23 protein-coding genes are annotated in these 23,129 nt (G+C 53.5%); 8 read left to right on the plus strand and 15 right to left on the minus strand.

Annotation, left to right across the window (positions count from 1 at the left end; genetic code table 11):
• Positions 1–34: 34 nt before the first annotated feature.
• Positions 35–787, plus strand: coding sequence for a MipA/OmpV family protein (locus I6L74_RS13680; RefSeq protein WP_059178003.1), 753 nt, complete (start codon positions 35–37; stop codon positions 785–787).
• On the opposite strand, the gene I6L74_RS13685 is transcribed toward I6L74_RS13680, so the two are convergent.
• The 3 genes from I6L74_RS13685 to I6L74_RS13695 form a co-directional block, all read right to left on the minus strand.
• Entirely contained in the window at positions 771–1,901 is a 1,131-nt protein-coding gene (locus I6L74_RS13685; protein WP_059178004.1) for an MFS transporter, read from the minus strand. The two genes, I6L74_RS13680 and I6L74_RS13685, sit on opposite strands and share 17 nt — an antisense overlap.
• A 167-nt stretch (positions 1,902–2,068) precedes the next feature.
• The gene (locus I6L74_RS13690; RefSeq protein ID WP_059178005.1) at positions 2,069–2,560 is read right to left on the minus strand and encodes a DMT family transporter; all 492 of its coding nucleotides are present in this window, start codon (positions 2,558–2,560) and stop codon (positions 2,069–2,071) included.
• An 8-nt stretch (positions 2,561–2,568) separates the two neighbouring features.
• Positions 2,569–3,003 carry a DMT family transporter gene (locus I6L74_RS13695; protein WP_059178006.1) on the minus strand — a complete coding sequence of 145 codons (435 nt, stop codon included), beginning with the start codon at positions 3,001–3,003 and terminating at the stop codon, positions 2,569–2,571.
• 98 nt (positions 3,004–3,101) lie between these two features.
• Between I6L74_RS13695 and I6L74_RS13700 the strand changes: the two genes are divergently transcribed.
• Together I6L74_RS13700 and I6L74_RS13705 are read left to right on the plus strand one after the other, a co-directional pair.
• A complete protein-coding gene (locus tag I6L74_RS13700) occupies positions 3,102–4,055 on the plus strand; it encodes a LysR family transcriptional regulator (protein ID WP_059178007.1) in 954 nt (317 codons plus the stop codon).
• Between the two features lie 120 nt (positions 4,056–4,175).
• The gene (locus tag I6L74_RS13705) at positions 4,176–4,715 is read left to right on the plus strand and encodes a DUF2058 domain-containing protein (RefSeq protein WP_059178008.1); all 540 of its coding nucleotides are present in this window, start codon (positions 4,176–4,178) and stop codon (positions 4,713–4,715) included.
• 114 nt (positions 4,716–4,829) lie between these two features.
• Here the strand turns inward: I6L74_RS13705 and I6L74_RS13710 are convergent, their stop codons facing one another.
• Positions 4,830–5,528, minus strand: coding sequence for an RluA family pseudouridine synthase (locus I6L74_RS13710; RefSeq protein WP_059178009.1), 699 nt, complete (start codon positions 5,526–5,528; stop codon positions 4,830–4,832).
• 207 nt (positions 5,529–5,735) lie between these two features.
• Between I6L74_RS13710 and I6L74_RS13715 the strand changes: the two genes are divergently transcribed.
• Positions 5,736–6,221: a cold-shock protein gene (locus I6L74_RS13715; protein ID WP_059178010.1), complete on the plus strand. Its 486-nt coding sequence runs from the start codon at positions 5,736–5,738 to the stop codon at positions 6,219–6,221.
• 84 nt (positions 6,222–6,305) lie between these two features.
• Here I6L74_RS13715 and I6L74_RS13720 read toward each other — a convergent pair whose 3' ends face one another.
• The 9 genes from I6L74_RS13720 to I6L74_RS13760 form a co-directional block, all read right to left on the minus strand.
• On the minus strand, positions 6,306–6,764 hold the full coding sequence (locus tag I6L74_RS13720) for a hypothetical protein (protein ID WP_059178011.1): 459 nt from the start codon (positions 6,762–6,764) through the stop codon (positions 6,306–6,308).
• A 382-nt stretch (positions 6,765–7,146) separates the two neighbouring features.
• On the minus strand, positions 7,147–9,144 hold the full coding sequence (locus tag I6L74_RS13725; RefSeq protein ID WP_059178012.1) for a TonB-dependent receptor domain-containing protein: 1,998 nt from the start codon (positions 9,142–9,144) through the stop codon (positions 7,147–7,149).
• Between the two features lie 10 nt (positions 9,145–9,154).
• Positions 9,155–10,213, minus strand: a complete 1,059-nt coding sequence (gene yncE / locus I6L74_RS13730; protein WP_059178013.1) for a 7-bladed beta-propeller protein YncE — start codon at positions 10,211–10,213, stop codon at positions 9,155–9,157.
• 195 nt (positions 10,214–10,408) lie between these two features.
• Positions 10,409–11,113, minus strand: a complete 705-nt coding sequence (locus I6L74_RS13735) for an ABC transporter ATP-binding protein (RefSeq protein WP_059178014.1) — start codon at positions 11,111–11,113, stop codon at positions 10,409–10,411.
• Positions 11,100–11,936: an ABC transporter ATP-binding protein gene (locus tag I6L74_RS13740; RefSeq protein ID WP_059178015.1), complete on the minus strand. Its 837-nt coding sequence runs from the start codon at positions 11,934–11,936 to the stop codon at positions 11,100–11,102. Before I6L74_RS13740 ends, I6L74_RS13735 begins: the two co-directional genes overlap by 14 nt.
• Entirely contained in the window at positions 11,929–12,762 is an 834-nt protein-coding gene (locus I6L74_RS13745) for an ABC transporter permease (protein WP_059178016.1), read from the minus strand. Before I6L74_RS13745 ends, I6L74_RS13740 begins: the two co-directional genes overlap by 8 nt.
• Positions 12,762–13,784 (minus strand): ABC transporter permease, encoded by a 1,023-nt coding sequence (locus I6L74_RS13750; protein ID WP_059178017.1) that lies wholly within the window; start codon positions 13,782–13,784, stop codon positions 12,762–12,764. The genes I6L74_RS13745 and I6L74_RS13750 overlap by 1 nt, the downstream gene beginning before the upstream one ends.
• A gap of 321 nt (positions 13,785–14,105) precedes the next feature.
• Positions 14,106–15,254: an integrase core domain-containing protein gene (locus I6L74_RS13755; protein WP_059180804.1), complete on the minus strand. Its 1,149-nt coding sequence runs from the start codon at positions 15,252–15,254 to the stop codon at positions 14,106–14,108.
• 326 nt (positions 15,255–15,580) lie between these two features.
• Positions 15,581–17,149, minus strand: a complete 1,569-nt coding sequence (locus I6L74_RS13760) for an ABC transporter substrate-binding protein (RefSeq protein WP_059178724.1) — start codon at positions 17,147–17,149, stop codon at positions 15,581–15,583.
• A 213-nt stretch (positions 17,150–17,362) separates the two neighbouring features.
• On the opposite strand from I6L74_RS13760, the gene I6L74_RS13765 reads away from it, so the two are divergent.
• The gene (locus tag I6L74_RS13765) at positions 17,363–18,058 is read left to right on the plus strand and encodes a GNAT family N-acetyltransferase (protein ID WP_059178723.1); all 696 of its coding nucleotides are present in this window, start codon (positions 17,363–17,365) and stop codon (positions 18,056–18,058) included.
• Positions 18,059–18,140: 82 nt separating this feature from the next.
• Positions 18,141–18,779 carry a tetratricopeptide repeat protein gene (locus tag I6L74_RS13770; RefSeq protein WP_059178722.1) on the plus strand — a complete coding sequence of 213 codons (639 nt, stop codon included), beginning with the start codon at positions 18,141–18,143 and terminating at the stop codon, positions 18,777–18,779.
• Positions 18,780–18,822: 43 nt separating this feature from the next.
• Here the strand turns inward: I6L74_RS13770 and pdxR are convergent, their stop codons facing one another.
• On the minus strand, positions 18,823–20,301 hold the full coding sequence (gene pdxR / locus I6L74_RS13775) for a MocR-like pyridoxine biosynthesis transcription factor PdxR (RefSeq protein WP_059178752.1): 1,479 nt from the start codon (positions 20,299–20,301) through the stop codon (positions 18,823–18,825).
• 103 nt (positions 20,302–20,404) lie between these two features.
• On the opposite strand from pdxR, the gene I6L74_RS13780 reads away from it, so the two are divergent.
• Positions 20,405–20,869: a GNAT family N-acetyltransferase gene (locus tag I6L74_RS13780; protein ID WP_059178721.1), complete on the plus strand. Its 465-nt coding sequence runs from the start codon at positions 20,405–20,407 to the stop codon at positions 20,867–20,869.
• 88 nt (positions 20,870–20,957) lie between these two features.
• Here I6L74_RS13780 and I6L74_RS13785 read toward each other — a convergent pair whose 3' ends face one another.
• The gene (locus I6L74_RS13785) at positions 20,958–21,476 is read right to left on the minus strand and encodes a ClbS/DfsB family four-helix bundle protein (RefSeq protein WP_059178720.1); all 519 of its coding nucleotides are present in this window, start codon (positions 21,474–21,476) and stop codon (positions 20,958–20,960) included.
• 740 nt (positions 21,477–22,216) lie between these two features.
• Between I6L74_RS13785 and I6L74_RS13790 the strand changes: the two genes are divergently transcribed.
• Positions 22,217–23,128 carry a metal ABC transporter substrate-binding protein gene (locus I6L74_RS13790; protein WP_059178718.1) on the plus strand — a complete coding sequence of 304 codons (912 nt, stop codon included), beginning with the start codon at positions 22,217–22,219 and terminating at the stop codon, positions 23,126–23,128.
• Position 23,129 lies beyond the last annotated feature (1 nt).

The following is a 23,129-nucleotide window of genomic DNA, read 5'->3' on the forward strand; positions in this document are numbered from 1 at the left end:
ACCGCTTGCGCATGCCAACAAAAGGGCAGCTCGAATGCTGAAAAAACAGAAATTCCACGTTGGTGTGTCTGTCGCGATGGCTCTCGTGGCGTTCACTCCGGGAAGTGTCGGGGCGGTATCGCTGGGCCTGGAAGGGGGGAGCTACGGCACGCCGTACAACGATCGTCATGCCGAAAACTGGGTGCTGCCGTATGTCGGCCTGGAGTATAAATCGTTTTACATTGACGGCACGGAGATGGGTTTCACGCTGGTGGACGATCGTGTCAACACGCTGAAGCTCAAGGTCTGGTATCTCGACGTGCAATACGATGCGTCTCAAGGGCGCACAGCCGCGCTGCGCAGTTTAAACAACCGCCACAGCACCATGCTGGCGGGCGCAAGTTATCTTATGACGACGCCCGTTGGCGGTTTTGAGACCGCGCTGGGGGTCGACGCGCTGAATCAGAGCAAAGGCGTCACCGCGAATTTTTCGTGGATAGTCATGAAGCAGTGGGGCAGCTTTACGCTGGTCCCCATGGCGGGTGTGGACTGGAACAACGGGCAGCAAAACCGCTATTACTACGGCGTCTCGGATGACGAAGCATCGGCATCAGGATTATCCGCCTGGCGGCCCCATAGCAGCGCCATTCCGTTTGTTTCGCTGGCGGCTAATTATAACTGGCAGAAAAACTGGAATACCTGGGCCGAAGTGACGGGCCGGTTCTACTCGTCCACGCTTACCGACAGCCCGATGGTCAACAAGAACGCGATTGCCGAGCTGACCGTCGGCTTTAGCTACGACTTCTGAGCGGACCGGAGAGGCTCAGCAGCGCAAACACAAGGCACAGCGCGCCGGTCAGCCAGGGCAGGCCATGCAGTGAAAACGTCATCGCAAAACCGCCCAACAGCGGCCCGGCCAGCGCGCCTGCGCCCCAGGCCACCGACATAGCGGCGTAAATCCCGGCCAGTTGCCCGCCTTTGAACCGTTCGCCTACCCAGGTAATCGCGACGGTATAGATCCCCACGAAAATGCCGCCCCAGATAAACAGCATGACGTAAGAGAGCAGATGGAAGGCGAGAATATGCGGCCAGACAAATGCCAGGGCGGCGGCGATAAAGGCCAGCGTGGTCATCAGTTTGAGTCGATCAACCCTGTCGGCCAGCCAGCCGATGGGGAGCTGTAAAAGGATGGCGCCAAACATCAGTACTGAAATCAACAGCGCGGAGGCCGACTCGCTCCAGCCCAGTTTGATGGCATATAGCGAAAGAAAATTCATTCCCAGCACCTCCACGGCGGCATTCAGCACCGTGGCCATGATCGGAAGCGCGGCCAGTTTCAGGCTATTACCCAGCGTTTCGGGCTTTTCTTCGTGCCCTTCAACGCGGGGCATTCCGGAAGTGAAAATGAAAACGATAGCCAGTGCAGCCAGAACGCTGGCGACGTAAAAGGCGAGATTCCCGTCGCTTCCGGTCCATGCCAGAATCAGCGGTCCGGTCGCAAATCCCAGCGACATTCCGGCGGTGTAGAGCGCCAGCACTTTTCCTCTGGCGCGTTCAACCGTGCTGCCGTTAAGCCAGGTTTCGGTCTGCACCATAATGATTTCGCTAAACAATCCCAGCCCCATTCGCAGCAAAAACCACATCGGGAACGAGACGACGCCGAACAGCATAAAAATCACCGTGATGGCGCAGAGCGACACCACGATCAGCGTCAGGGGACGGTATCGCCGGAACAAGGCGGGTAAAAACGGGGCAATCAGAAACACCCCGACGGCGTGCATGGCGGCATTAACGCCGATCGCGCTTTCGCTCATCCCGGCGTTGAGCAGCTTAAAGGCGATCAACGGCGAGCTGAGTCCGTAGGTCAGGCTGAACACCGTGACCGAAAAGATCACCGCGATCAGTCGTTTATTGACTAACATAAGCGGTATTCACCGATGTAGTAGAGAGACTGGGCCCCCACGGTTATCAATCAGCTGCGGTAGGCAATACTGCCGCCACGTTATCTTTCATCTTTTTTATTGTCGTCCCGGTTTTGCGCGTTTTCCTAAGTGTAGAGTTCTATTTATCACTTGCCTGTCAAACGTGATTATTCGTTCGTCGCGATGTCGCGCAGTGACTTTTTCGTTGGCGCTGTTTTGGTTTTGTTGCTGGCGTAAATAAAGCACAGCGCGAGGCCCAGGCACACAATCGCACCCAGACGGGTCATCGAAAACGGAATCGACGGATTGTGCAGCCAGCCAAAGTTATCGATCAGCATACTCATGGTCAATTGCCCGAAAATAACGGCGACGGTGGTGACCGCAGTACCAATGCGCTGCACGGCGAGCACCATGATGACAATGTACGGCACGCCGAACATCGCCCCCAATAGTTGCCATTTCGGCACGTCCAGCAGGCTAACGCTGTGGGGAGATTCGAAGAAGAAAATCAGCAAGCCAGTGATCAACGCCCCGACGGAAAACGTCAGGAAAGCGCTCTTGAACACGCCAACTCGGCTGCCCAACTGCCCATTGATGGCGGCCTGAATGCTAAGCATCGCGCCGCCGATGACAGCCAAAATAATCATAATAATCGTCATCTGTTCCGTTATCCCTGAGCCACTAAAACCAGCGCAGCGATAATAAATATCAGTGCGATGATACGTTTAATGTCAATTTTCCGATGCGGCGTGCCGAGTAGCCCGAAGTGGTCGATAATCAGGCTCTTAAACACCTGACCGGCCAGCACGCCAATCATGGTCATCGCCACGCCAATCGCGGGTGTGGCGACGGTCAGAATGATGACGTAGACCGGGCCGAGCACGCCGCCCAGGAGCTGCCACGACGGTTGGGCGAAAAATGACGGGCTGTTGCGCGGGCTGAAAAAAAGCATAAGCAGAAAGGTCAGCGCCGCACCGACGCCAAACACGCTGAACGTTGCCCATAAATCACCGACTTCGCCGCCCAGCGGCCCCAGCAAGCCTGCTTCTACGGACAACCCCATGCCGCCCGCGATCACCATTAGAATTAATACAAGTTGCATAACATACCGTCTCACGTTGTTGAGCCGGGAAGACTACGGCGAAACATCCATGAGAAAAATGCCATAATGCGATAAACACCTGTGCAGGAAATGCATCAATGTACGATTTCGCTAACATCAGTATCCGCTGGCTACGCTTGTTTATTGACGTGTATGAGACGCAGAATTTTTCTGTGGTGGCGCGGCGCGAAGGGATTTCAGCGTCCCAGGTTTCGCGCGTTATTCATCAGCTTGAAGATGCGATCGGCCAGCAGCTTTTCTATCGCAATACCCGCGCGGTGATGCCGACTGAAAGTGGCCATCTCTTCGTCCGCTATGCGCGAACCGTGACGGGGAGCCTGGAGGACGCGCGGCGTGAACTCGATGAACGCACCCGTGAGCCGTCCGGGTTGATCCGCATGAATGCGCCGGTGTTTTTTGGGCAGCGGCATGTCGCCCCCTGGCTGCCCGCGCTGGCAGAACGCTATCCCCGACTGAACCTGGATCTGACGCTGACGGACGATTATATCGATCCGCACAAGGATGCTGCCGACGTGATTTTTCGCATCGGTGAGCTGACGGATTCCTCCTTCCACGCGCGTGTTTTCGGCCAGCAGTTTTACCATCTGGCCGCGTCACCGGCGTATGTGCAAAAGCATGGTGCACCCACAGCGCCCGCCGATTTGGCTCGACATCAATGCCTTGTCTATCGCGGATCTTCCGGGCCAAACCGCTGGCTGGCGCGTCAACCGGGTGGGGCGTGGGTGCATTATCCCGTTACTCCGCTGTTGTCTTCCAATAATGCGGAAACGCTGCTCATCGCGGCGCTGGGGGGAATGGGCATCGTGCTTTTCCCGGACTGGTTGATTGGCGAGCGGTTACAGCGCGGTGAGCTGGTGGCATTGTTGCCGGAGAGAGAGACCTCAATTAAGACGGAGCCGCAGAGTATTGCCGCGATTTATCCCCATACGCGTCACCCGCCGTTGAACGTCAGGGCGGTGATTGATTACTTCGTCGAAGCGTTCGGTACGCCGCTTTACTGGCAATCCGATGGCGGAAAAAACAGAGCCTGACGCGCGCCATTCGCGCCCGGCATTCCGAAAGCTGCTGCGCGCACGGGTCCTGTAAAGTGGTACAGTCTCCACAATAGCAGGTATAATCCCACGCATTATTCACCAGGTTTAGAAGCGAAAATGACAAAACTTACCTTACAAGAGCAGATGCTAAAAGCGGGTCTGGTCACCAGCAAAAAAATGGCCAAAGTCCAGAGAACCGCGAAAAAGTCTCGCGTTCAGGCCCGTGAGGCAAGAGAGGCTGTGGAAGAAAATAAAAAGTCACAGCTTGAGCGTGATAAACAGCTGAGCGAACAGCAAAAACTGGCTGTGTTATCGAAAGAATATAAAGCTCAGGTTAAACAGCTTATTGAAATGAATAAAATTACCGATGCAAAGGGTGAGATTGGTTTTAACTTCACCGACGGTAATTTAATTAAAAAAGTGTTTGTCGATAAGACTACGCAGGCGCAGTTGATCAGCGGTCGCCTGGCGATTGCGCGTCTGACCACGGATAAAAATGGCGAGAGCGAATATGCCATTATTCCTGCGGTCGTGGCCGATAAAATTGCCCAGCGCGATGCGAACAGCATTGTGTTAAACAGTGCGCTGAGTCAGGAAGAGCAGGACGAAGAAGATCCGTATGCTGACTTTAAAGTGCCTGACGATTTGATGTGGTAAGTCGCATTTATTGAATGTGCGCATCACATCGCTAGTCCGCGAAACACACATTTTTGTCTGTCCTGAAAACCGCGCCGAATCGCTTTCGGCGCAGCGTGAGTCTTATCTTCGCGTTTAAAACGGACTGGCATTTTGCGCGTTGATCGTCTCTTTGCTGATGGGATGAACAAAGCGCAGTTCACTGGCGTGCAGCATCAGCCGTGGCGTCTCTTCGGTCCCTGGCAGTAGCAGACCGCCATACAGATCACAGCCCAGAATCGGATGGCCCAACTGCTGACAGTGAATGCGCAGTTGATGGGTACGCCCGGTCTCTGGAGTCAGCTCAACTCGCGTCAGCGGCAATTCCGTCCCGTCTTCCCCTGCACGATACAAACGCTCAATGACCCGATAGCGGGAGCGAGCAGGCTTGCCGGTGATGGCGCAAATCGACATCAGCGGGAACAGTGCCGGATCTTTGGCTATCGGCGCGTCGATCACGCCTTCATTGTTCTCGAAATGCCCGCAGAGCAGAGCGCTGTATTTTTTGGTCACGGTACGCTGGCTGAACTGCTGGCAGAGTGCGGCATTGATCGCCTTGTTGCGGGCGATCACCATCAACCCGGACGTGCCGAAATCCAGCCGATGAATAAGCGTGCAGCCAGGAAAGATCTTTACCAGCCGATAATGCACCGAATCGAGATTTTGCGGATTTTTCCCCGAAAGGCTCAGCAGTCCACTGGGTTTATTGATCAGCACCAGATGCTCATCCTGATAGAGGATCTCTATCGTGTCATGGCACGGCGGGGCAATAAAGGTATCGAGAAGGGTAGACATCGGGCTGTCCGGATGACGAGTGGGAGCGGATCATAACCATTTTTCAGCCGACTGGCGAATCGGACTGTCGCCTTCTTGATAAGGCTATCCCCTCGCGCAGCAGAAAATTATTGTCCACACTTAAGCCAAAGGCGTGGTCTGCGCAGGCATTGTGCTTTAAACTGCGCGCTGCAAAAATTGAGATGATGAACGATTAATTAGGCGGTAATGGCGATGAACGGAACAATCACAACCTGGTTTGAAGACAAAGGTTTTGGATTTATCAAAGATGAAAACGGGGATAACCGTTATTTTCATGTGATTAAGGTCGCCAACCCAGAGCTTATCAAAAAAGATGCCGCCGTGACGTTCGAACCGACGACCAATAATAAAGGGCTGTCGGCGTTTGCGGTGAAAGTCATACCCGAAAGCAAATACATCTATATCGCTGGCGAGAAAATCAAGCTCACGTCCATCAAGTCCTTCGTGGTGTATAGCGAAGAAGTGCCTGTTGAAACCCGCATTGATAAACAGAACGCCGTGCTGTCAGTGGGCATCCTGATGAGCAGCATCAGCCCGAAATCTGCTGGTGCCAAACCGGGTGAAATGCGCTCGCTGAAAAAACTGGCGATCACCACCTTCCAGGGCTCGACGCTCATTTTCACCGCCGATGAGATAGACATCGACGCCACGGTAAAAATGCTCAATCTCTGAACCCCTTCAGGCTGACCTGTGCCGAAATCCTGCTGCAAACGTGTGCAGAATTTCGGCACCGCTGATTGAACGCGGGAGTGGCTATCAGGCCGCCTGCGTGACAGACGACTCTCTTACAAACTCCGCCAGCAGCCAGACCATATCGTGCAGCAATCCTGTTAACGATTTCTCTACGCTTGCAGAAAGTGTTCCCCCCTGAATAGCCTGCACTAACGCCTGCGCATATTCCACCTGTGTGGCGGTGTTCTGCCAGCAGTCCGGCGCGCAGGAGTCGATTTTTTCGCCTTCAAGAAGATGCTTAACAAGATAAGGCGAGAGATCGCTATCGCAGAGCGCATGCAGCTGACCGAGTGCATCCAGCAAACGGCCGCACAGCGCACGACGTGTTTCTGCATCGTCGGTTTCAACCAGGACGCTGACAAACGCGGCGCAGGCGTCGGCGATCTGCAGTGAATCGGCGGAGGCGGGAAGCGACAGCGCAAGCAATTGATGAGTGAAACTGTCAGCGGATTGTGAAGTAGGCAAAGTTGGAATAATCGCCATGTGGTTTTCCTTTTGAGTAAATATCTCCTGACCACCACACGAGTTACGACGCTCAGGGATGGTAGCGCTGACGGAGGTAGGAATACCGTACACGATAAAAACGGCCAGCTTTTCGGCTGCTCCACCAGCGCCGCCATGATTTTAATGGGACAAGCACTGTTGCGACAAACATTGTCGTATCGTGAAGTCTGGGTTCCTACACCCGATTGCGAATGTGCCGCAATGCACGCACTTTACGACCCTGAAATGGCAAAGAAAAGGCATTACACAAGGTAACTTTTTGGTTTGCGAGGCGTCTTCCAGAATCGTGCGCGGTTGAGTCTTTTTAGCGGGTAAAGAGGATACCGGAGCCATCGGGCTCCGGTAGAGGGGAGAGGGGAGGTTAGAATTCGTAGCGAGCGCCTAAGTTATAACGGCGGCCTTCCAGCAGCGCCGACTGGTTATATGTGGTGGTGTAAATCGGGTTAGCATCGAACAGGTTGTTAATCCCGGTCATCAGCGTGATGTTCTTATTCAGATGGTAGCGAGCCCCCAAATCCACCAGCGCATAAGCTTCTGTCGAACTGGATTTGCCAATGTCCGGCGAATTGCTGCGCCAGCTTGATTTGGTCCACAACTCCAGATCGTTCAGCACGTTCCAGGTGAGTGAAACGTTAGCCATGCTGGTCGGGAAGTCACTCAGCGCATAGCCTTTATAATCACCGCTTTTCTGCTCGCTGTGCGTGTAGGTGTAGTTGGCGTTGGCTCTCAGTGAGGCGGTCACCTGCCAGTCACCGTTAAGCTCAATACCATAGATTTCCGCATCGCTGACGTTAAAGTACTGGAAAACGCTTTCCGCGACATAACCGTTGTATTGACATTTCTGCGTGGCGGTTTGAGTACAGATGGTTTTGTCGCTGATCTTGTCTTTGAATTTGGTGTAGAAAAGGGTCGCATCAAGTGCCAGCGCATCTTGCTGCCAGTACACGCCCATCTCGGTATTAACGCTTTGTTCGGGTTTCAGATCGTCATTACCGATGCTAATTTCTGAATAGGGATAACGACCATAAACGCTGGTAAAGCCTTCATTATTCTCACGTAAATCCGGTTTCTTATAGCCAGCAGACACGCCGCCTTTCAGCGCCCAGTTTTCGTCAATAGTCCAGTTGCCGTAAAGCTTTGGAGTAACGTGGTAGCCAAAATAGCTGTCGTGATCCAGACGAGCGGAGGTGGTCAACGTGAAGTCAGGCACCATCATCCACGCATCTTCGGCAAACAGCGCCCAACCATTGCGGGTGATTTTACTGACCGGCGTGACGCCAGGCGCTTCTTTGTCCTCGATGCCAAAGGTGTCATCCAGCTCATTGCGCGTCCAGTTTGCGCCAAGCGTGAGCTTGTGATCGCCCAGCGAGAAAGTGTTCGCGCTGTTGGCTTCAACGTTACGTTGCTCGATAAACTGCGAGCTCATCCCCGGGACGCGATATTCCGTTTTGGCTTTTTCGTAACTGATGTAGTTCTTCACTTCCAGCAAATCATCGCCATACCACGCATGCTGGGAAAGCGATGCCGCATCGCGGTCAAAGCCCCAATACCATTGCTTATTGTTATGTGATTTTTCCTGATTACCTTTTGTGACGTTCAGATCCCACAGCTGGGTATTGGTCGGTGACATGGCGATCGTCGCATCCAGATTTCCGGCTTCATGCTTCACAAAGCGTTCATCCGACTGGCTGTCATCATCACGTCGATCCAGATAATCCGCGGCCACGCTGACGCCGAGCTTGCCGGGGATAATCGGGCCCATTAAGAAGGCATTGGTCTGGTTAGTGTTACCGTATTCGCTCTTTTCCTGCAGGAAATAGTTGTTTTCCAGCACCCCAGTCCAGGTTTCCAGGTTATAGGCTTTTTTAGTGATGACGTTGACCACGCCGCCAATGGAGTCAGAACCATACAGAGAAGACATCGGCCCACGGATCACTTCGATGCGCTCGATGGCCGCGATTGGCGGCATAAAGGCCGCTTCTGTCCCAATATGGTGTCCGTAAGGACGCGATTCGCGGGTGGCTTGTTTAATGCCGTTGACCATGTACGACGTGTAGGTGGAATCCATGCCGCGCATCTGTACGTCACCGGTTGCCAGGCTTCCGTGGCCATTGCCGACCAGCACGCCCGGCATCTCACGAAGCGCTTCCGTAACGTTCTGATTCGAGCGGGTATTAAGTTCCTTTTCATTGACGACAGAAATGGTTGCCGGGGCTTCGCGGCGTTCCTGGCTGAAACCGGTCGCGGTGACCACAATCTGATCTTCATTGAGTGGTGCGTTCTCTGCGGCATAAACAGCGGCCGGGGAGGCGGTCAGGGCGAGCGCAACCGCCACCGCCGTGCGTGTCTGAATTATCACAACAGAATCCTTAGAATTGGGTTAAATCAATCTTGAGCACGTAATCCGCTTCTTTCGCTTTTTCGTCCTGTTTAACGCTGACATACAGCGTTTGGCCGTCGGCAGAGAGCACGAGGCTGTTAGGCATTGCGGCGGTTTTAATGGTGTGTTTCACGGCATAGCTGTTCGCGTCGACAACGCTGATTTGGTGAGCGTTGCGGTGGGTAACGTAGATCTCGTTGCGCGCAGGGTGATAAACCACGGCGATGGAGTTCGGCGAAGGGATACGGTGGATAAGCTTGCCGGAATCCAGTTCGACAACCAGCACATCAGCGGTGTTGGTATCGGCGATATAGCCCACACCTTTGGCCGTGTTCAGGGCAATATTCAGGAAGTAATGTTCAGGGTCAGCAGGATCGACCTTGACGCGTTTGAGGGTTTTGGACGTTTTGCCGTCGAGCGTAACCAGCTCGCCAGTTCCGGTCACCACGTAAACGTTGTCACCCACTTCATCCACCGCAAAGCCGACGGGCTCTAGCTTCTCAATTGTCTCTGCAAGCTGTTGTTTTTGCGTATCGACAACCCACAGCAGGCCTTTGCCCTTGCTGCCAATTCCGGAGACGTACAGACGATGATGTTTTTTATCCAGCACCACTTCGCGCACGTGCGCTTTTCGATCTGGATTTGAATCATCACTTAGCTGAATGGTTTTGATCGCTGTGTTGGTGCGAGTATCAAGCAGGGTGACTGACCCTTCCATCGCGTTACCGAGATACAGAATGTGATTTGCTTCATCCAGAGCGACGGCAAAGGTGCGGCGTTCAGTCGCGATTTTTTGATCGATCTGCAGGGAATCGGCATTCAGAAGGAAAACCAGACCGGCCTTTTTGTCTGCGTCAAAAGAGGGTGCGGACGCCGCGTACAGCGCCTTTTGCGCGTTATCATATGCCAGTTCGTAAACGCCATGCCCCAGCGGTTGCGACTGAAAATCCTTATCGGTGAATTGCTTAGCGAACACTGCGCCAGAGTGGATCGCCATTGAGAGGGCCAGCGCACAGTAGGTGGTTTTTTTTAGCGTTGAGGTGATCATGTCATTTTTCTTTACAGTTGCTTACGTAACGAAAAATGATAATGAAAATGTATATCATTTACAATTGTAAATAGTTATCAAAATGCCTACCAATTTTCGTCTTGCGATCGGAAACCGGTTTAAGGGAAACGGGAAAGGTGATTGGGGGATAAAGAAAGCCGGGCGGCTGAACCTGCCCGGCTTGAAGGCAACGCGTTAGCCCATGCGATGTTCACCGTTAAGCATGGCCTGGCGATCAAACACCTGCTGAATTTGCCCGTGGGCCATAAACGCCGCGCGATCGGACATATGCGCGATCACGTCTGCATCATGGCTCACCAGCAAATAGGTCATACCGTGCTGCTGTTTCAGGCGGTTGAGTAAATTGAGAATTTCCGCCTGCACCGACATATCCAGCGCTGACGTCGGCTCATCCAGCAGCAAAAGTTGCGGGCGAAGCAGCAGCGCGCGGGCGATGGCAACGCGCTGGCGCTGGCCGCCGGAGAGCTGATGCGGATAGCGCTTCGCTGCATCTGCCGCAAGCCCAACCTGCTCTAACACCTCGGCCACTTTTTCCGAAATCTGCGTTTCGCCGTGGATTTTTAACGGCTCCGAAAGCGTGCGCGAAATCATATGGTTTGGATGCAGCGACGCCCACGGGTCCTGAAAAACCATCTGCACGTTGCGACGCAGCGCGCCCGTGAAACGGGCTTCGGGTTTCAGGTGTTCGCCCAGCAGCGAGAGGCTGCCGCTCCACTGGCGCTGGAGACCGGCGAGCACGCGAAGAAGGGTTGATTTGCCGCAGCCGGATTCGCCGATCAGGCTAAACGTTTCGCCTTTTTCAATGGTAAAACTTGCTGCGGACACCGCCATTTTCTCGCCAAACGCGACCTGTAACTGACTGACTTCAACGAGCGCCATTGTTCGACTTCTCCCATGTCTGAGTGCGATCCAGCGTGGGCAGCATTTGCCCGTAGGTACTGGCATTGGGCCGACAGGTCCACAGCGTGCGGGTGTACGGATGGGTGGCCTGCGAAAGGCGATTCGCCGCCATTTCATCGACTTTTTCACCCTGATACATCACCAGCACCCGGTCGCAGTGCTCCGCCACCAGCGGTAAATCGTGGCTGATCAGCAGCATGGCCATCTGGCGCTGTTCGCACTGCTGCACCAGCAGCTCAAGGATTTGATTGCGCAGCCGGGCATCAAGCGCAGAGGTTGGCTCATCGGCAATCAGCACCTTCGGGTTATTCATCAGGGCAATGGCGATCATCACCCGCTGGCCCATGCCGCCTGATAACTCGCCGGGGTAACGGGACAATACTGCATCGTTTAGCCCGACGGCGTGGATCATCTCGCGAACGCGTTCCGCCCGCTCTTTACGCGACAAAGATTGATGCAGGGTGAGTGCTTCTTCGAGCTGCGCCGCAACGTTTTTTACCGGATTGAGCGCGTAGCGCGGATCCTGAAGCACCATTGCAATTCCGTTGCCGCGTAGCGCCTGCCAGCGACGGTTATTCAGGGTCAGCAGATCGTTGCCCAGCACGTTAAGTTGGCGAGCGCTCACCACGCCAGGCTGGCGCACCAGCCCCATTAATGCACGGGCGGACATGGATTTGCCCGAACCGGATTCGCCCACCAGCGCCAGCCGTTCTTTGCCCAAGGTAAAGCTGAGATTGTTGACCACGCGCGCGGCGGGGTAGTCGATATTCAGCGCGTCGACGATAACGCGGGGTTCAGTCATGATGCGGCTCCAGTATGTCGCGCAGGCCATCGCCCAATAAATTAAACGCCAGGCTGGCGAACAAAATCGCGCCGCCCGGAATGGCGGCAATCCACCACTGGTCGAAAATCACCTGCATGCCGTCGGCGATCATCGCTCCCCATTCGGCCATCGGCGGACGCGCGCCCAAACCGAGGAAACCCAGCCCGGCTGCAGCCAAAATAATCCCTGCCAGATCGAGCGCCAGACGCACAATCGCAGAGGGTAAACACAGCGGCAGAATGTGCCCGAGCAATAATCTCCCGCCGCGAATTCCCATCATCTCGGCGGCAGCCAGATAATCGCTGTGGCGCAGACGCTGAATTTCACTTCGCGCCTGACGCGCATACGCCGGCCAGGTAGTGAGTGCTAACGCCAGCGCGCCGTTTACCAGGCCTGGACCGAGCATAGCGACGAACGCAAAAGCCAGAATCAGGCGCGGCATCGACATCACCACGTCGGTAAAGCGCATCAGCACGCGCTCTATCCAGCCGCCGTAATACCCGGAAAGAATCCCGATCAGCAATCCGGCGGGCAGGGTGATAACGGTGACCAGTGCGACCAACCCCAACGCCGGACGGCTGCCGTAAATCAGGCGAGAAAGCAGATCGCGACCATAGCTGTCGGTGCCAAGCCAGTGGGCGCTATTCGGCGCTTGCAGACGCGAAGCCGCATCCTGCCAGTTGGGATCCAGCGGCGCGAGCCACGGCGCGAACAGGGCGATGAACACTAAAATCGCGATAGCAATAAGCCCGCAAAACGCAGCGGGAGAGCGGCGCAGGCGGCGCAAGAAAAGATAAAACGGCATTAGCGCACCCTGGGATCGGTTGCCCGCACAAGCAGGTCAGTGAGGTTATTAATCAGCACAAAGCACACGCCAATCACCAGCGTCCCGCCCATGATGGCGGTCGTATCGCCCGCGAACAGCGCGGTGGTGAGGTAGCGGCCAATACCCGGCCAGGAAAAGACGGTTTCCGTCAGCACGGCGCCTTCCAGCATGCTGGTGTACGACAGCGCAATCACGGTGAACAGCGTACTGCGAATATTCGGCAGCACATGGCGCAGCAGAATGGTCATCTCCCCGGCACCTTTGGCGCGCGCCAGCAGGATGTACTCTTTATTCATTTCGCTCAGGCACGCTGAACGCGTCAATCGGGTGATGCTTGCTAACGAATAATAGGCCAGCAGCAGCACCGGCAGCACCAGATGACTGACCGCGTTTTTGAACGCCGCGCTGTCGCCTGACAGCCACGTATCAATCAGCGCAAATCCGGTGCGCGGCTCGACGGTATATTGCCAGATATCATCCAGCCTGCCGGGTCCGGCGCTCCATTGCAGATTCGCGTAAAACAGCGCCAGCATCAGCAGCCCGAGCCAGAAAATGGGCACCGAATTGCCGAGCAGCGTTAGCGTGCGAAGGGCTAAATCGAGCGGCGAGCCGGCAAAGCGCGCGCACAGCACTCCCGCGATCACACCGAGAACGGAGCCGATAATCAGCGCCAGCGTGGCAAGCTCCAGTGTGGCAGGGAATGCGTGAAGCAGATCCTGCAACACCGGCTGCCCTGTCGCGCTGGCAATCCCTAAATCGCCGTGGGCGAGATTTTGCAGATAGTGCCAGAACTGCACGGGCAGCGGCTGATCCAACCCGAGCTGATGGCGCACCTGATCGTAGGTGGACTGGCTGGCGTGATCGCCGACGATCTGTAAAACGCGATCGACGGGAGAGAACGCGGAGAGCGCAAAGGTGACGAGCAAAAGCCCGAGGAGCGTGAGGAGCAGGGTGACGAGACCCTGGAACACGCGCGTCAGGCTGGTGGATAGATGTGGCATAAAAACTCTTTATTCATTTTTAAACTATTCAGCAACCGCCAGGTCAAGGTTGATACATAAATTACCGCGACGACGTGGTCCGGCTGTAAATCGCTGAGTCGTTGGCTGTAGGCCGGGGCGACGCGCATGGATGCGCGGCGAGGGCGGATTTACAGGGACGTTACCTCCGCCCGTCCCCGATCAGCCGGAAGGCATAAGACGAGGGGACCGCGTAGCGGCGATTTTCTTGCCGGGAGCCGGGATTGCTAAGGGGGCGGCGATTGTATGAACCGGTCACATGGGTTACAGATCTGACCGGTCACACAGGTAACACTTTTTGACTTAATCGGCCCGGATTATACGATGATTTCGTCTGTCGTACCGGGCCAGTATCAGTTCACCAAATCCTATCTCATCCAGATCTTCTTCGACCTGCTTCATCCATATCCATTCTCCCCTCAGCGCCTCCGATAAAAATATCCGGGTACTGTTAAAGCATAAATCGCCTTTTACTGAGACGCGTAATGTCCGTGCCTCATCCGGTACCGGCATTGCCTTCCATGGGCCGGTAAAGATGCGCTCTGACGGATACCAGACCGAGCCGGGTGTTTTTCCGCCCAGCGCCTTGTGGGGGCGAATGTCATTAAACTCACTACGCCAGGCATCCAGCCAGGCCTGCTGCTCTTCCAGGGACGTGAACTTTGTATGCCGCTTTAGTGCATCCTTCAGGGTCCGGTGCATCCGCTCATGCCGCCCGTTCTCCGTGGGTTTACCCGGCCGGATACGTTCCGGCAGGACACCACATTTAATCAGCCAGATGGACATCTGGCTCAGCCCCCACAGGCCAGCACCGGCAAACGGCGGTCCGTTGTCCGTACGCAGCACCTGCGGCATACCGCATTCCCGGAACACCCGTTCAAGGCAGGGAATGACAAACCGGCCGTCAGGCATATAGGTGGCATCGCACGCCAGCACTATCCTGCTACAGTTGTCGGTCAGCGTGAAAGGATGACACCAGCGCCCGCCGGTATGAGTAAATTTACCCTTGAAATCGGCACTCCAGACCTCATTGGGGTGGACGACAGTATGTAGTTCATGAGGACGTGTGGATTTAAAAGCCGGAGGCCGACGCTTTTTAACCAGCCCGTGAACCCGAAACAGCTCTCCAATCGTACTGGCCGCAGGCACGCAGATGATATTCAGGTTAAGCAGTCGCTGCCTGATTTTCTCCGGCCCCCATAGCGGGTGCTGCTGTTTAGTGTCCAGCAACAGCTGCACCATGGGTTCAGGGGTTGAGTTCTGGTGATGGCGCGCCCGGGAGCGGTCAGCCAGGGAGGCTGCATCATCCGGTGAAAAACGGGCCAGCCACTTGTAACCGGTCTTACGGCTGATATTAAAGCGGCGGCATACCTCGGCAACTGGAAGGTTGCCTTCAAGGCAGGCCGCGACAAACTGCAAACGTTGCATGGTAACAGTCTCAGTCCAGGGCACGGTAAACCTCCGTCAGATGTTTACCGTACTGTTATAACCTGTTACCCATGTGCCCGGTTTAAAGTGTTACCCATGTGACCGGTTCATACACGATAAGCCCCCTTAGCACGTTCACGAGTTCAGATATGACAAAGTAGCAAGACATGTAAGGTGAACGGAACAGGCAACAGAGCTGCATTTTTTCCCTCACCAAAACCCTCGCTACAAGTCTTATAATCGCCTCAGCAAGTTATCGTTGCTGCGATGATTTAATCACGCGATCATACCAGGCTATCGCTAATGCGATGATTTAATCACGCGATCATACCCGGCTATCGCTGCTGCGATTATTTCGTCACGCGATCGTACCAAACCATATCCGCATTCAGCCCCTGCTGATACCCCTTCACGTTGTCGCGCACCACAATCTGGGTTTTGCCCTGATCGACAAACACATACGGCGAGTTATGCTGCAACTCCTGCTGCATTTTGGTGTACAAATCCAGACGTTTCGCCGGATCCGGCTCGGCGACTGCTGCCAGCGTAGCCTTGGTCAGCTCGGGGATTTTCCAGCCGTTCAGCCCTGCCACGGTGCTGGATTTTCCGTCGTTCCACGCAAAGGCGCTCGCGTTCGAGTGCGCATCGAAATAATCCGGGATCCACAGGCGAATCGCGGCCTGATGCTGTTTCGCGCGCACGCGGGCATACACCTGGCTACCCGCTGCCGGGAGCAGATCCACTTTTACGCCGCCCTGGGCAAAGCTCGCCTGCATCGACTGGGCGATGGTGATAAACGGCGGTTTGTTCTCTACATCCAGCGTGAAGTGCGCGTCTTTGATACCCGCTTTGGCGAGGATTTCTTTTGCTTTGGCCGGATCGAATTTGAACGGATTGTCTTCCAGCGCGCCCGGTAGACCGACCGGCAGGAAGCTCTGATGGACAAAGTATTGGCCCTTCAGCAGATTTTTGGTGATGCCTTCATAATCCACCAGCCAGCGCGACGCTTCCCAGAACGCCGGATTATTCAGCAGCGGGTTGGCGCTATTGCCGGCGTTAAACACCAGATAGTTTTGTTCGGCTGACGGAATGCTCAGCACTTTCACGCCTGCTTTGCCTTCCAGGGCGCTGATTTGGTCAGCACCCAGATCGCGCGCCACGTCCGCATCGCCCTGCTGGATCAGCAGACGGCGAGAGGCCGGATCCGGCACGTTTTTAATAATGATACTTTTTAGCTTAGGTGCGCCGCCAGGCGTCGTGTCGTTGGCTTCCAGCACGATGGCCTGATGCGGCTGGTAAACCTTCATCTTGAACGCGCCGCTGCCCGCAGAGTGCATCTTCAGCCACGCGTTGCCGAAGTCATTGTCTTTCACATTCGCGGATACTTGCTTCTCATCCACGATCGAGGCGATCGGCGTGGAGAGAATATTCAGCGCTACCGCCGGGCTGACGTCCGCCGTCCAGTGCAGCGTGAGCGTATGGTCATCCACTTTTTTCAGCTGGCTGGCGATATTGCTCGGCTCCCAGCCCAGCACGTTCAGAATAAAGGCCGGGGATTTGTTCAGCGTGACCGCGCGGGTGTACGAGAAAATCACGTCTTCCGGGCGCAATGGGTTGCCGGAGGCAAATTTCGCGTCGGGCTTCAGCTTAATGGTCAGCGTTTTGGCGGCGGCATCTTCCTGCCAGCTTTCTGCCAGAATCGGGGTGATTTTTTCCGGATTATCGCGGTCCGGCTGAACCAGACGCTGGTAAAGGCTTGGCACCGTCTGAATACTGGAAAGCTCATTGGCTTCGGCGGGATCGAGGCTCACGATGTCATCAAGACCCTGTGCGACAACCAGTGTATTTGGCGGAGTAGCGGCGTGGGCGGCGGCAGACAGCGCAGCCAGCACCAGTAACGGCAGCAATTTTTTCGTCATAGCGATCCCTGGAAAGAAATTTATTGTGATTGTTTTACGCTCCGTTACGTTAGGCGCAGTCAGAAATTCCACAAAGTTCAAATTCTGCTTTGCTTATGCCTGTAAGGTATAAGGCATGCGTAATGGCTATTAAGCGCCGCGAATAAACAAACCCTTCACGCCTGCTTTTTGTCCTGATATAACAAATACATTACATATCAGGGAGTCACAGACGTGCCGGAAATCAATCAACATGGTCAAACCGTTAACGATATTGTCCCGGACTGGAAGGGGGCGCAGCTTTTAACCCGCACGCCGCTCAGCGGGCGATTCTGTCGGCTGGAGCCGCTGGATGCCACGCTTCATGCCGCCGACCTTTTCGATGCCTACTCCCTGGGCGATGACAGTGACTGGACCTGGCTTGCCAGCACGCAGCCTGAAAGCGTCGAAGAAACGGCTCACTGGATTGTCGGCAAAGTGATGGATGACGGGCTGGTACCCTATGCCGTGATTGATGTGAGCTCAGAGCGGGCGGTTGGGCTGGTGAGCTACATGGCGATTGAACGATTGATGGGATCGGTGGAAATCGGCCACGTCACCTGGTCGCGGAAAATGAAAAACACCGCGATGGGCACCGAAGCTGTCTGGCTCCTGCTGAAAAATGCCTTTGAGCACGACTATCGGCGACTGGAGTGGAAATGTGATTCGATGAACGTTGCGTCACGCAACGCGGCTGAACGGCTGGGATTTGTCTGGGAAGGGCGGTTGCGACAAAAACTGGTGCGTAAAGCGCGTAACCGCGACAGCGACATGCTTTCTATTATTGATGCCGAATGGCCGGAACGTGATGCGGAATTTCGTGCGTGGCTGGCGGCGGAGAATTTTGACGCAGAAGGGCGACAGATAAAGCGTCTTGAGGATTTTCGTTAACGGTTATCCTGGATAATGAGCGACGCGTTGTCATCTTAGAATGCCCGAAGGCACGATCCCATAATGAGAGAGAAGCTAAAAAGTGAAATACACCCATTTTCCCTGGCACGTTGCCTGTGCCGTCGTGATGTTATGGAGCGCCGCGGCCAGCGCCTCGAACCCTCATTTCCCCGCGTGTGACGACATTCAGCAAACGACCGCAAAGGCGGATCGCGGTAATAAAGTCGCGCAGTACGATCTGGGTAAATGTTACTACAACGGCATTGGCGTTGAAATGGATGCACCCAGGGCCGTATCCTGGTTTACCAAAGCCGCCGAGCAAGGCTATGCGCCAGCGCAGTATGCGATGAGTGAACGATATCGCTACGGACGCGGCGTTGAACAAAATGACCAGAAATCGTTTGAATGGATGAAGCGCGCAGCCGAGCAAAACTATCTGTACGCGCAAACCAGCGTTGCCAGTAAATATGCTACGGGTGAAGGCGTCACGAAAGACCCGGTTCAGGGGGCGAACTGGACCCGCAAAGCGGCGGAACAAGGCAGTCCAGGCGATCAAAAGTTACTGGGTTTGCTTTACGAAACGGGGAGCGGCGTGCCGAAGGATAATGAGCAGGCGCGTTACTGGTATGAAAAAGCCGCCAGCCAGCAGGCCGATCCTTACGAAGCTCGCAGTGCCCAGCAGTATCTCGATGCTTTGAACAAACGGTTGGCGCAGAAGTAGAAAATATGCCCGCGGCGCTGCGGTGTTGCGGGTGTGTATAATTTTACTGCGTTATTGTTTGAGCCAGTTTTTTTATACCGTCGACGATTTCTGACGGTGAATGCGCGGCAAAACCGAACAGAATCGCCTGCTTCGTGGGCTTAGTTTGGCAGTACCGTGAAAGCGGTTGTGCGCCTAAACCGGCTCTACGACAATGATCGATCATGTATGATTCCTCGATACCTTCGGCTAACCAACACACGATGTGAATACCTGAATCGAAAGGCTCGGCGAGAATGATTTCTGGTAAGTAAGATTGTATGGCTTCGATCATCACGCGCTGGCGTTCATGACAGGCTTTTCTTACCCGTCTGACGTGACGCGCGTAATGCCCTTCGGAAATAAATGCAGCAAGTATCATTTGCTCCAGATAAGGTGTCCGCGTATCGCCATAATATTTGGCGATTTTAAATGACTCCACGAGATTCTCTGGTATGACTAAAAAACCTAATTGAAATCCGGGGAACATCATTTTAGAAAATGAGCCGGCATAGATTACACGCTGTTGTTTATCCAGTCCCTGAAGGGCTTGTATGGGTTGAGCGGTATATCTAAATTCACTGTTATAATCATCCTCAAAAATCCACATCTTATTTTCTGCCGCCCAGTCAAGCAGCGCAATTCGTCTGGATAAACTTAATGTCCCGCCGAGAGGAAATTGATGAGAGGGGGATGTAAAAACCATTTTTGCCTGTGGCCAGTGCTTTATCGCATACGAAATATCCATTCCTTTGTTATCACTGATGACAGGACGGACGTTGGCCCCCATCGACGTAAATGCCCCTAACGCGCCGTCATAACCCGGTTCATCCAGCCACACCTCGTCGCCTCTTTCTAAAAGGACGTGCGCCGTGAGATTCATTGCCTGCTGAGTGCCATTCACGATGAGTATCTGTTCGTCAGAGCAGTGCAAACCTCGCGTTGCGCGGACGTATTCGCCAATCGCGGCTCGTAAGGGTTTATATCCCAGAGCTTCATGAAGTTTGCCATCCTGATGACGAAACTGACGCCAGACGCGTCCTAACATGCGTCCCCAAAGCTCATAGGGAAATAAATCGACACACCCGATACCAATATTAAACGTCATATTGTTCCCGGAGAGCGGCGCGGTTTTCTCCCATATTTTTGTCAGTGCGTGCCGGTCAGGATGAATAGTGGGCACGCTATTTTCAGGGCTAATATCCTGATCAGTGGCGGTGGCTTTAATGTGAATCACATCATCAGGAATCGTTGAAGTGACAAAGGTTCCTGAGCCGTGTTTGGTCATGAGATAGCCTTCATCAATAAGGCGCTCTAAACCGGCGATAACCGAGTTTCTGGAAATTGACATCATCTCAGAGAAGGTTCTGCTGGAGGGGAGCTTACTGCCTGCCTTGAGTTGACCATTCAGAATCAGCGCTTTAATCGTCAAATAAAACTGCTCTTTGATTTTCCCTTTTTTAAGCAATAAGCCAGGAAAACTCACAGCGCTTCTTTTATTCAAAAAGTGGACCCCTAAAAAAAACAAAAAGTGTATCTGATACGATACCACTCAAAACGGTATTCTTTCACTATCAATATTGATGAGGCTCTATAAGGTGATTGATATGACTGATGAAAATATAAAAATCTCTGTGGTTCCCGTCCAGGATGACGACTATGCAAAGTGGCTACCTTACTGGGTAAAGTATCAGCAATTTTATGAAGTCCAACTGCCTGAAGAGACGACCATTGAAACATGGAAGCGTTTTTTTGATGCCGATAAAGACATCCATTGTGCGGTGGCGAAAAAAGGACAAACCGTTCTCGGGTTTGTTCACTATGTTTTTCATGGTTCAACCTGGTCTGTAAATGACTTTTGTTATTTAGAGGATTTATTTGTTGCTGAAAATAGCCGGGGGAATAATATCGGCAAACAGCTAATAGAGTATGTTCAACAAAAGGCCACTGAGCGTGAGTGTGGGCGATTATATTGGCATACGCAGGAGAAAAATGTGACAGCACAGCGGCTGTATAACTGGGTAGCAGAAAAACCGGGCGTCATCGAATATAGATTACCACTTAACAGTTAACGCTCGCGAGTAATGAATATGTCTTTCGGTGAGGGTTATTATCCTACCGAAACAGTAAAAGCCCACTCAGATCTTTCTCTGCGGGCTTTTATTTTAAGTTGAACTGATTGTTTTTAGCCCATTTTCTTAATCTGGCATTCGCATTGGCATAGGGTGACGACGTATTAAAGGAAATCATTCGCCCCATCGTCCATTTTGTATACCAGGGTTTACCATACAAAACGTCATCCGGGCGTTCAGCAATGAGTCTTACTATTTTTTCTTTTACTGATTCGAGTTCAGTGAGTAACGCGTGATAATTTAATTCTTTATAATCCGCATAAAATTTTTGCGCCAGCAGACCCAGTTGATTCCACTTAAATCCGGTTTCCGGGAAATCAACCAACAACCCTTTTTCGTCAGATGTGATCCATTTCACCACCAGGTGGTTCCAGCCGAGCAAATAAGAAACCAGATCGCGAACGCTCATCTCCGTGCCTTTCGCATGTCCATCCATGGAAGGATGTAACGTCATATCTTCAGGAATAGCGTTGAGATAACCCATTAATTTAGTGAAATTTGTATCAATCGCTGAAAGGAGTTCAGCCTTTGTTTGCGGCACAGTCACAAAGCGTTACCTCGCGCGTAATGCGTCCTGCTTACCTGGGTTACATAGCTCGTGGGTTCCTGGAAGATAAAATTTCCCTGCTTTATCAGGAGCAGTTCCTCCGGGGCAGCCTGGACGACCGGGAGTGTTATCGGCACTGTCCCCGCTTGAACCATTCCCACCGTCAGCCCCGTTTCCGCCGTCTCCGCCATTTCCCCCATTCGCGGCACTGACTGAAAAGGCAAACAGCATGAAACTACAGAAAAATAGACGTTTGATCATAAACCTGACTCCAGTATTGAGCAGTACGATTCCAGAACATCGGGAGAATACTGCCAAAAACGCTAACCCCCTATGCCATTGAACGCCTTTAAAAGCGCTGTGTAAACGCCGTTTTTTGGTTGTTTTGCGAAGACACAATGATTACAGATTTGAATAATGAACATATGCATCTGGAATATTAAAAATATTGTGCCAATCCTATTCACTTTATATTCGAGCCGCTTCGCAATAATTAACATTCGCCAATAATACGATACTGTGGATTTATCCATGACGTTATACTTGATACAGCCAGGTGAGTCCTGCGAGTGATGAAGCCGAGCGGGGACATACGCACCCTGACGGTACGATCCAAAAGGAGAGTCCCTCGCTTGACATAACTTTAATGATAATTATTTTCATTTAAATATAGCCTGTGCTATATAAGATAGCACAGGCTAATTTTGCTTCGAATTTAACCACTTCAGGAGGCTCTCGCGATGCGACCATGGCAAGGATTTAGAAAGGTGCTGTTCGGCATACTGTTCACGGCGGTGAGCACCTCGGGGGCATTGGCGGCTGAAAAATTCAGGGTGATCACCACGTTTACCGTCATTGCTGATATGGCGAAAAACGTCGCGGGAGACGCCGCGGAAGTCACCTCGATTACCAAACCTGGCGCAGAAATCCACGAATACCAACCCACGCCCGGCGACATCAAACGCGCGCAGAATGCACAGCTGATTTTGTCGAATGGCATGAACCTGGAGCTGTGGTTCCAGCGTTTCTTCCAGCATCTGAAAGGCGTGCCAGAAGTGGAAGTCACGAAAGGGATCACGCCAATGGGGATAAGCGAAGGGCCGTATAACGGCAAACCTAACCCGCACGCGTGGATGTCCCCGGATAATGCGCTGATTTACGTCGATAACATTCGCGATGCGCTGATGAAGTACGATCCGACAAATGCCCAGACCTATCAGCGTAACGCCGAAATTTATAAGCAAAAAATCACCCAGACGCTTGAGCCGCTGCGCAAGCAGGTGGCTGACATCCCAGAAGACAAGCGCTGGATGGTTACCAGCGAAGGGGCGTTTTCCTATCTCGCCCGGGATCTAGGCCTGAAAGAACTCTATCTTTGGCCGATCAACGCCGATCAGCAGGGGACGCCGCAGCAGGTGCGCAAAGTGATCGATCAGGTGAAGAAAAATCATATCCCGGCGGTGTTTAGCGAAAGTACCGTTTCGGATAAACCGGCTCGTCAGGTGGCGCGTGAAACCGACACCCACTACGGTGGCGTACTGTACGTGGATTCTCTGAGCGCCGAAAATGGCCCGGTGCCCACCTATCTCGATCTGCTCAATGTCACGACCCGCACGCTGGTACAGGGTATTCATGACGGCATAAAGGAGTAAA

The sequence above is a fragment of the Lelliottia amnigena genome (genome assembly GCF_019047465.1).
Lineage (GTDB): Bacteria > Pseudomonadota > Gammaproteobacteria > Enterobacterales > Enterobacteriaceae > Enterobacter > Enterobacter amnigenus.

Bases quoted from the DNA above. Each gene is read 5' to 3' on its own strand.
- I6L74_RS13780 (WP_059178721.1), top strand. From the start codon at position 20,405: ATGACTGATGAAAATATAAAAATCTCTGTGGTTCCCGTCCAGGATGAC.
- I6L74_RS13715 (WP_059178010.1), top strand. From the start codon at position 5,736: ATGGCGATGAACGGAACAATCACAACCTGGTTTGAAGACAAAGGTTTT.
- I6L74_RS13690 (WP_059178005.1), bottom strand. From the start codon at position 2,560: ATGACGATTATTATGATTATTTTGGCTGTCATCGGCGGCGCGATGCTT.
- I6L74_RS13695 (WP_059178006.1), bottom strand. From the start codon at position 3,003: ATGCAACTTGTATTAATTCTAATGGTGATCGCGGGCGGCATGGGGTTG.
- I6L74_RS13790 (WP_059178718.1), top strand. From the start codon at position 22,217: ATGCGACCATGGCAAGGATTTAGAAAGGTGCTGTTCGGCATACTGTTC.
- I6L74_RS13700 (WP_059178007.1), top strand. From the start codon at position 3,102: ATGTACGATTTCGCTAACATCAGTATCCGCTGGCTACGCTTGTTTATT.
- I6L74_RS13760 (WP_059178724.1), bottom strand. From the start codon at position 17,149: ATGACGAAAAAATTGCTGCCGTTACTGGTGCTGGCTGCGCTGTCTGCC.
- I6L74_RS13745 (WP_059178016.1), bottom strand. From the start codon at position 12,762: ATGCCGTTTTATCTTTTCTTGCGCCGCCTGCGCCGCTCTCCCGCTGCG.
- I6L74_RS13680 (WP_059178003.1), top strand. From the start codon at position 35: ATGCTGAAAAAACAGAAATTCCACGTTGGTGTGTCTGTCGCGATGGCT.
- I6L74_RS13685 (WP_059178004.1), bottom strand. From the start codon at position 1,901: ATGTTAGTCAATAAACGACTGATCGCGGTGATCTTTTCGGTCACGGTG.
- yncE (WP_059178013.1), bottom strand. From the start codon at position 10,213: ATGATCACCTCAACGCTAAAAAAAACCACCTACTGTGCGCTGGCCCTC.
- I6L74_RS13740 (WP_059178015.1), bottom strand. From the start codon at position 11,936: ATGACTGAACCCCGCGTTATCGTCGACGCGCTGAATATCGACTACCCC.
- I6L74_RS13710 (WP_059178009.1), bottom strand. From the start codon at position 5,528: ATGTCTACCCTTCTCGATACCTTTATTGCCCCGCCGTGCCATGACACG.
- I6L74_RS13705 (WP_059178008.1), top strand. From the start codon at position 4,176: ATGACAAAACTTACCTTACAAGAGCAGATGCTAAAAGCGGGTCTGGTC.
- I6L74_RS13750 (WP_059178017.1), bottom strand. From the start codon at position 13,784: ATGCCACATCTATCCACCAGCCTGACGCGCGTGTTCCAGGGTCTCGTC.
- I6L74_RS13720 (WP_059178011.1), bottom strand. From the start codon at position 6,764: ATGGCGATTATTCCAACTTTGCCTACTTCACAATCCGCTGACAGTTTC.
- I6L74_RS13735 (WP_059178014.1), bottom strand. From the start codon at position 11,113: ATGGCGCTCGTTGAAGTCAGTCAGTTACAGGTCGCGTTTGGCGAGAAA.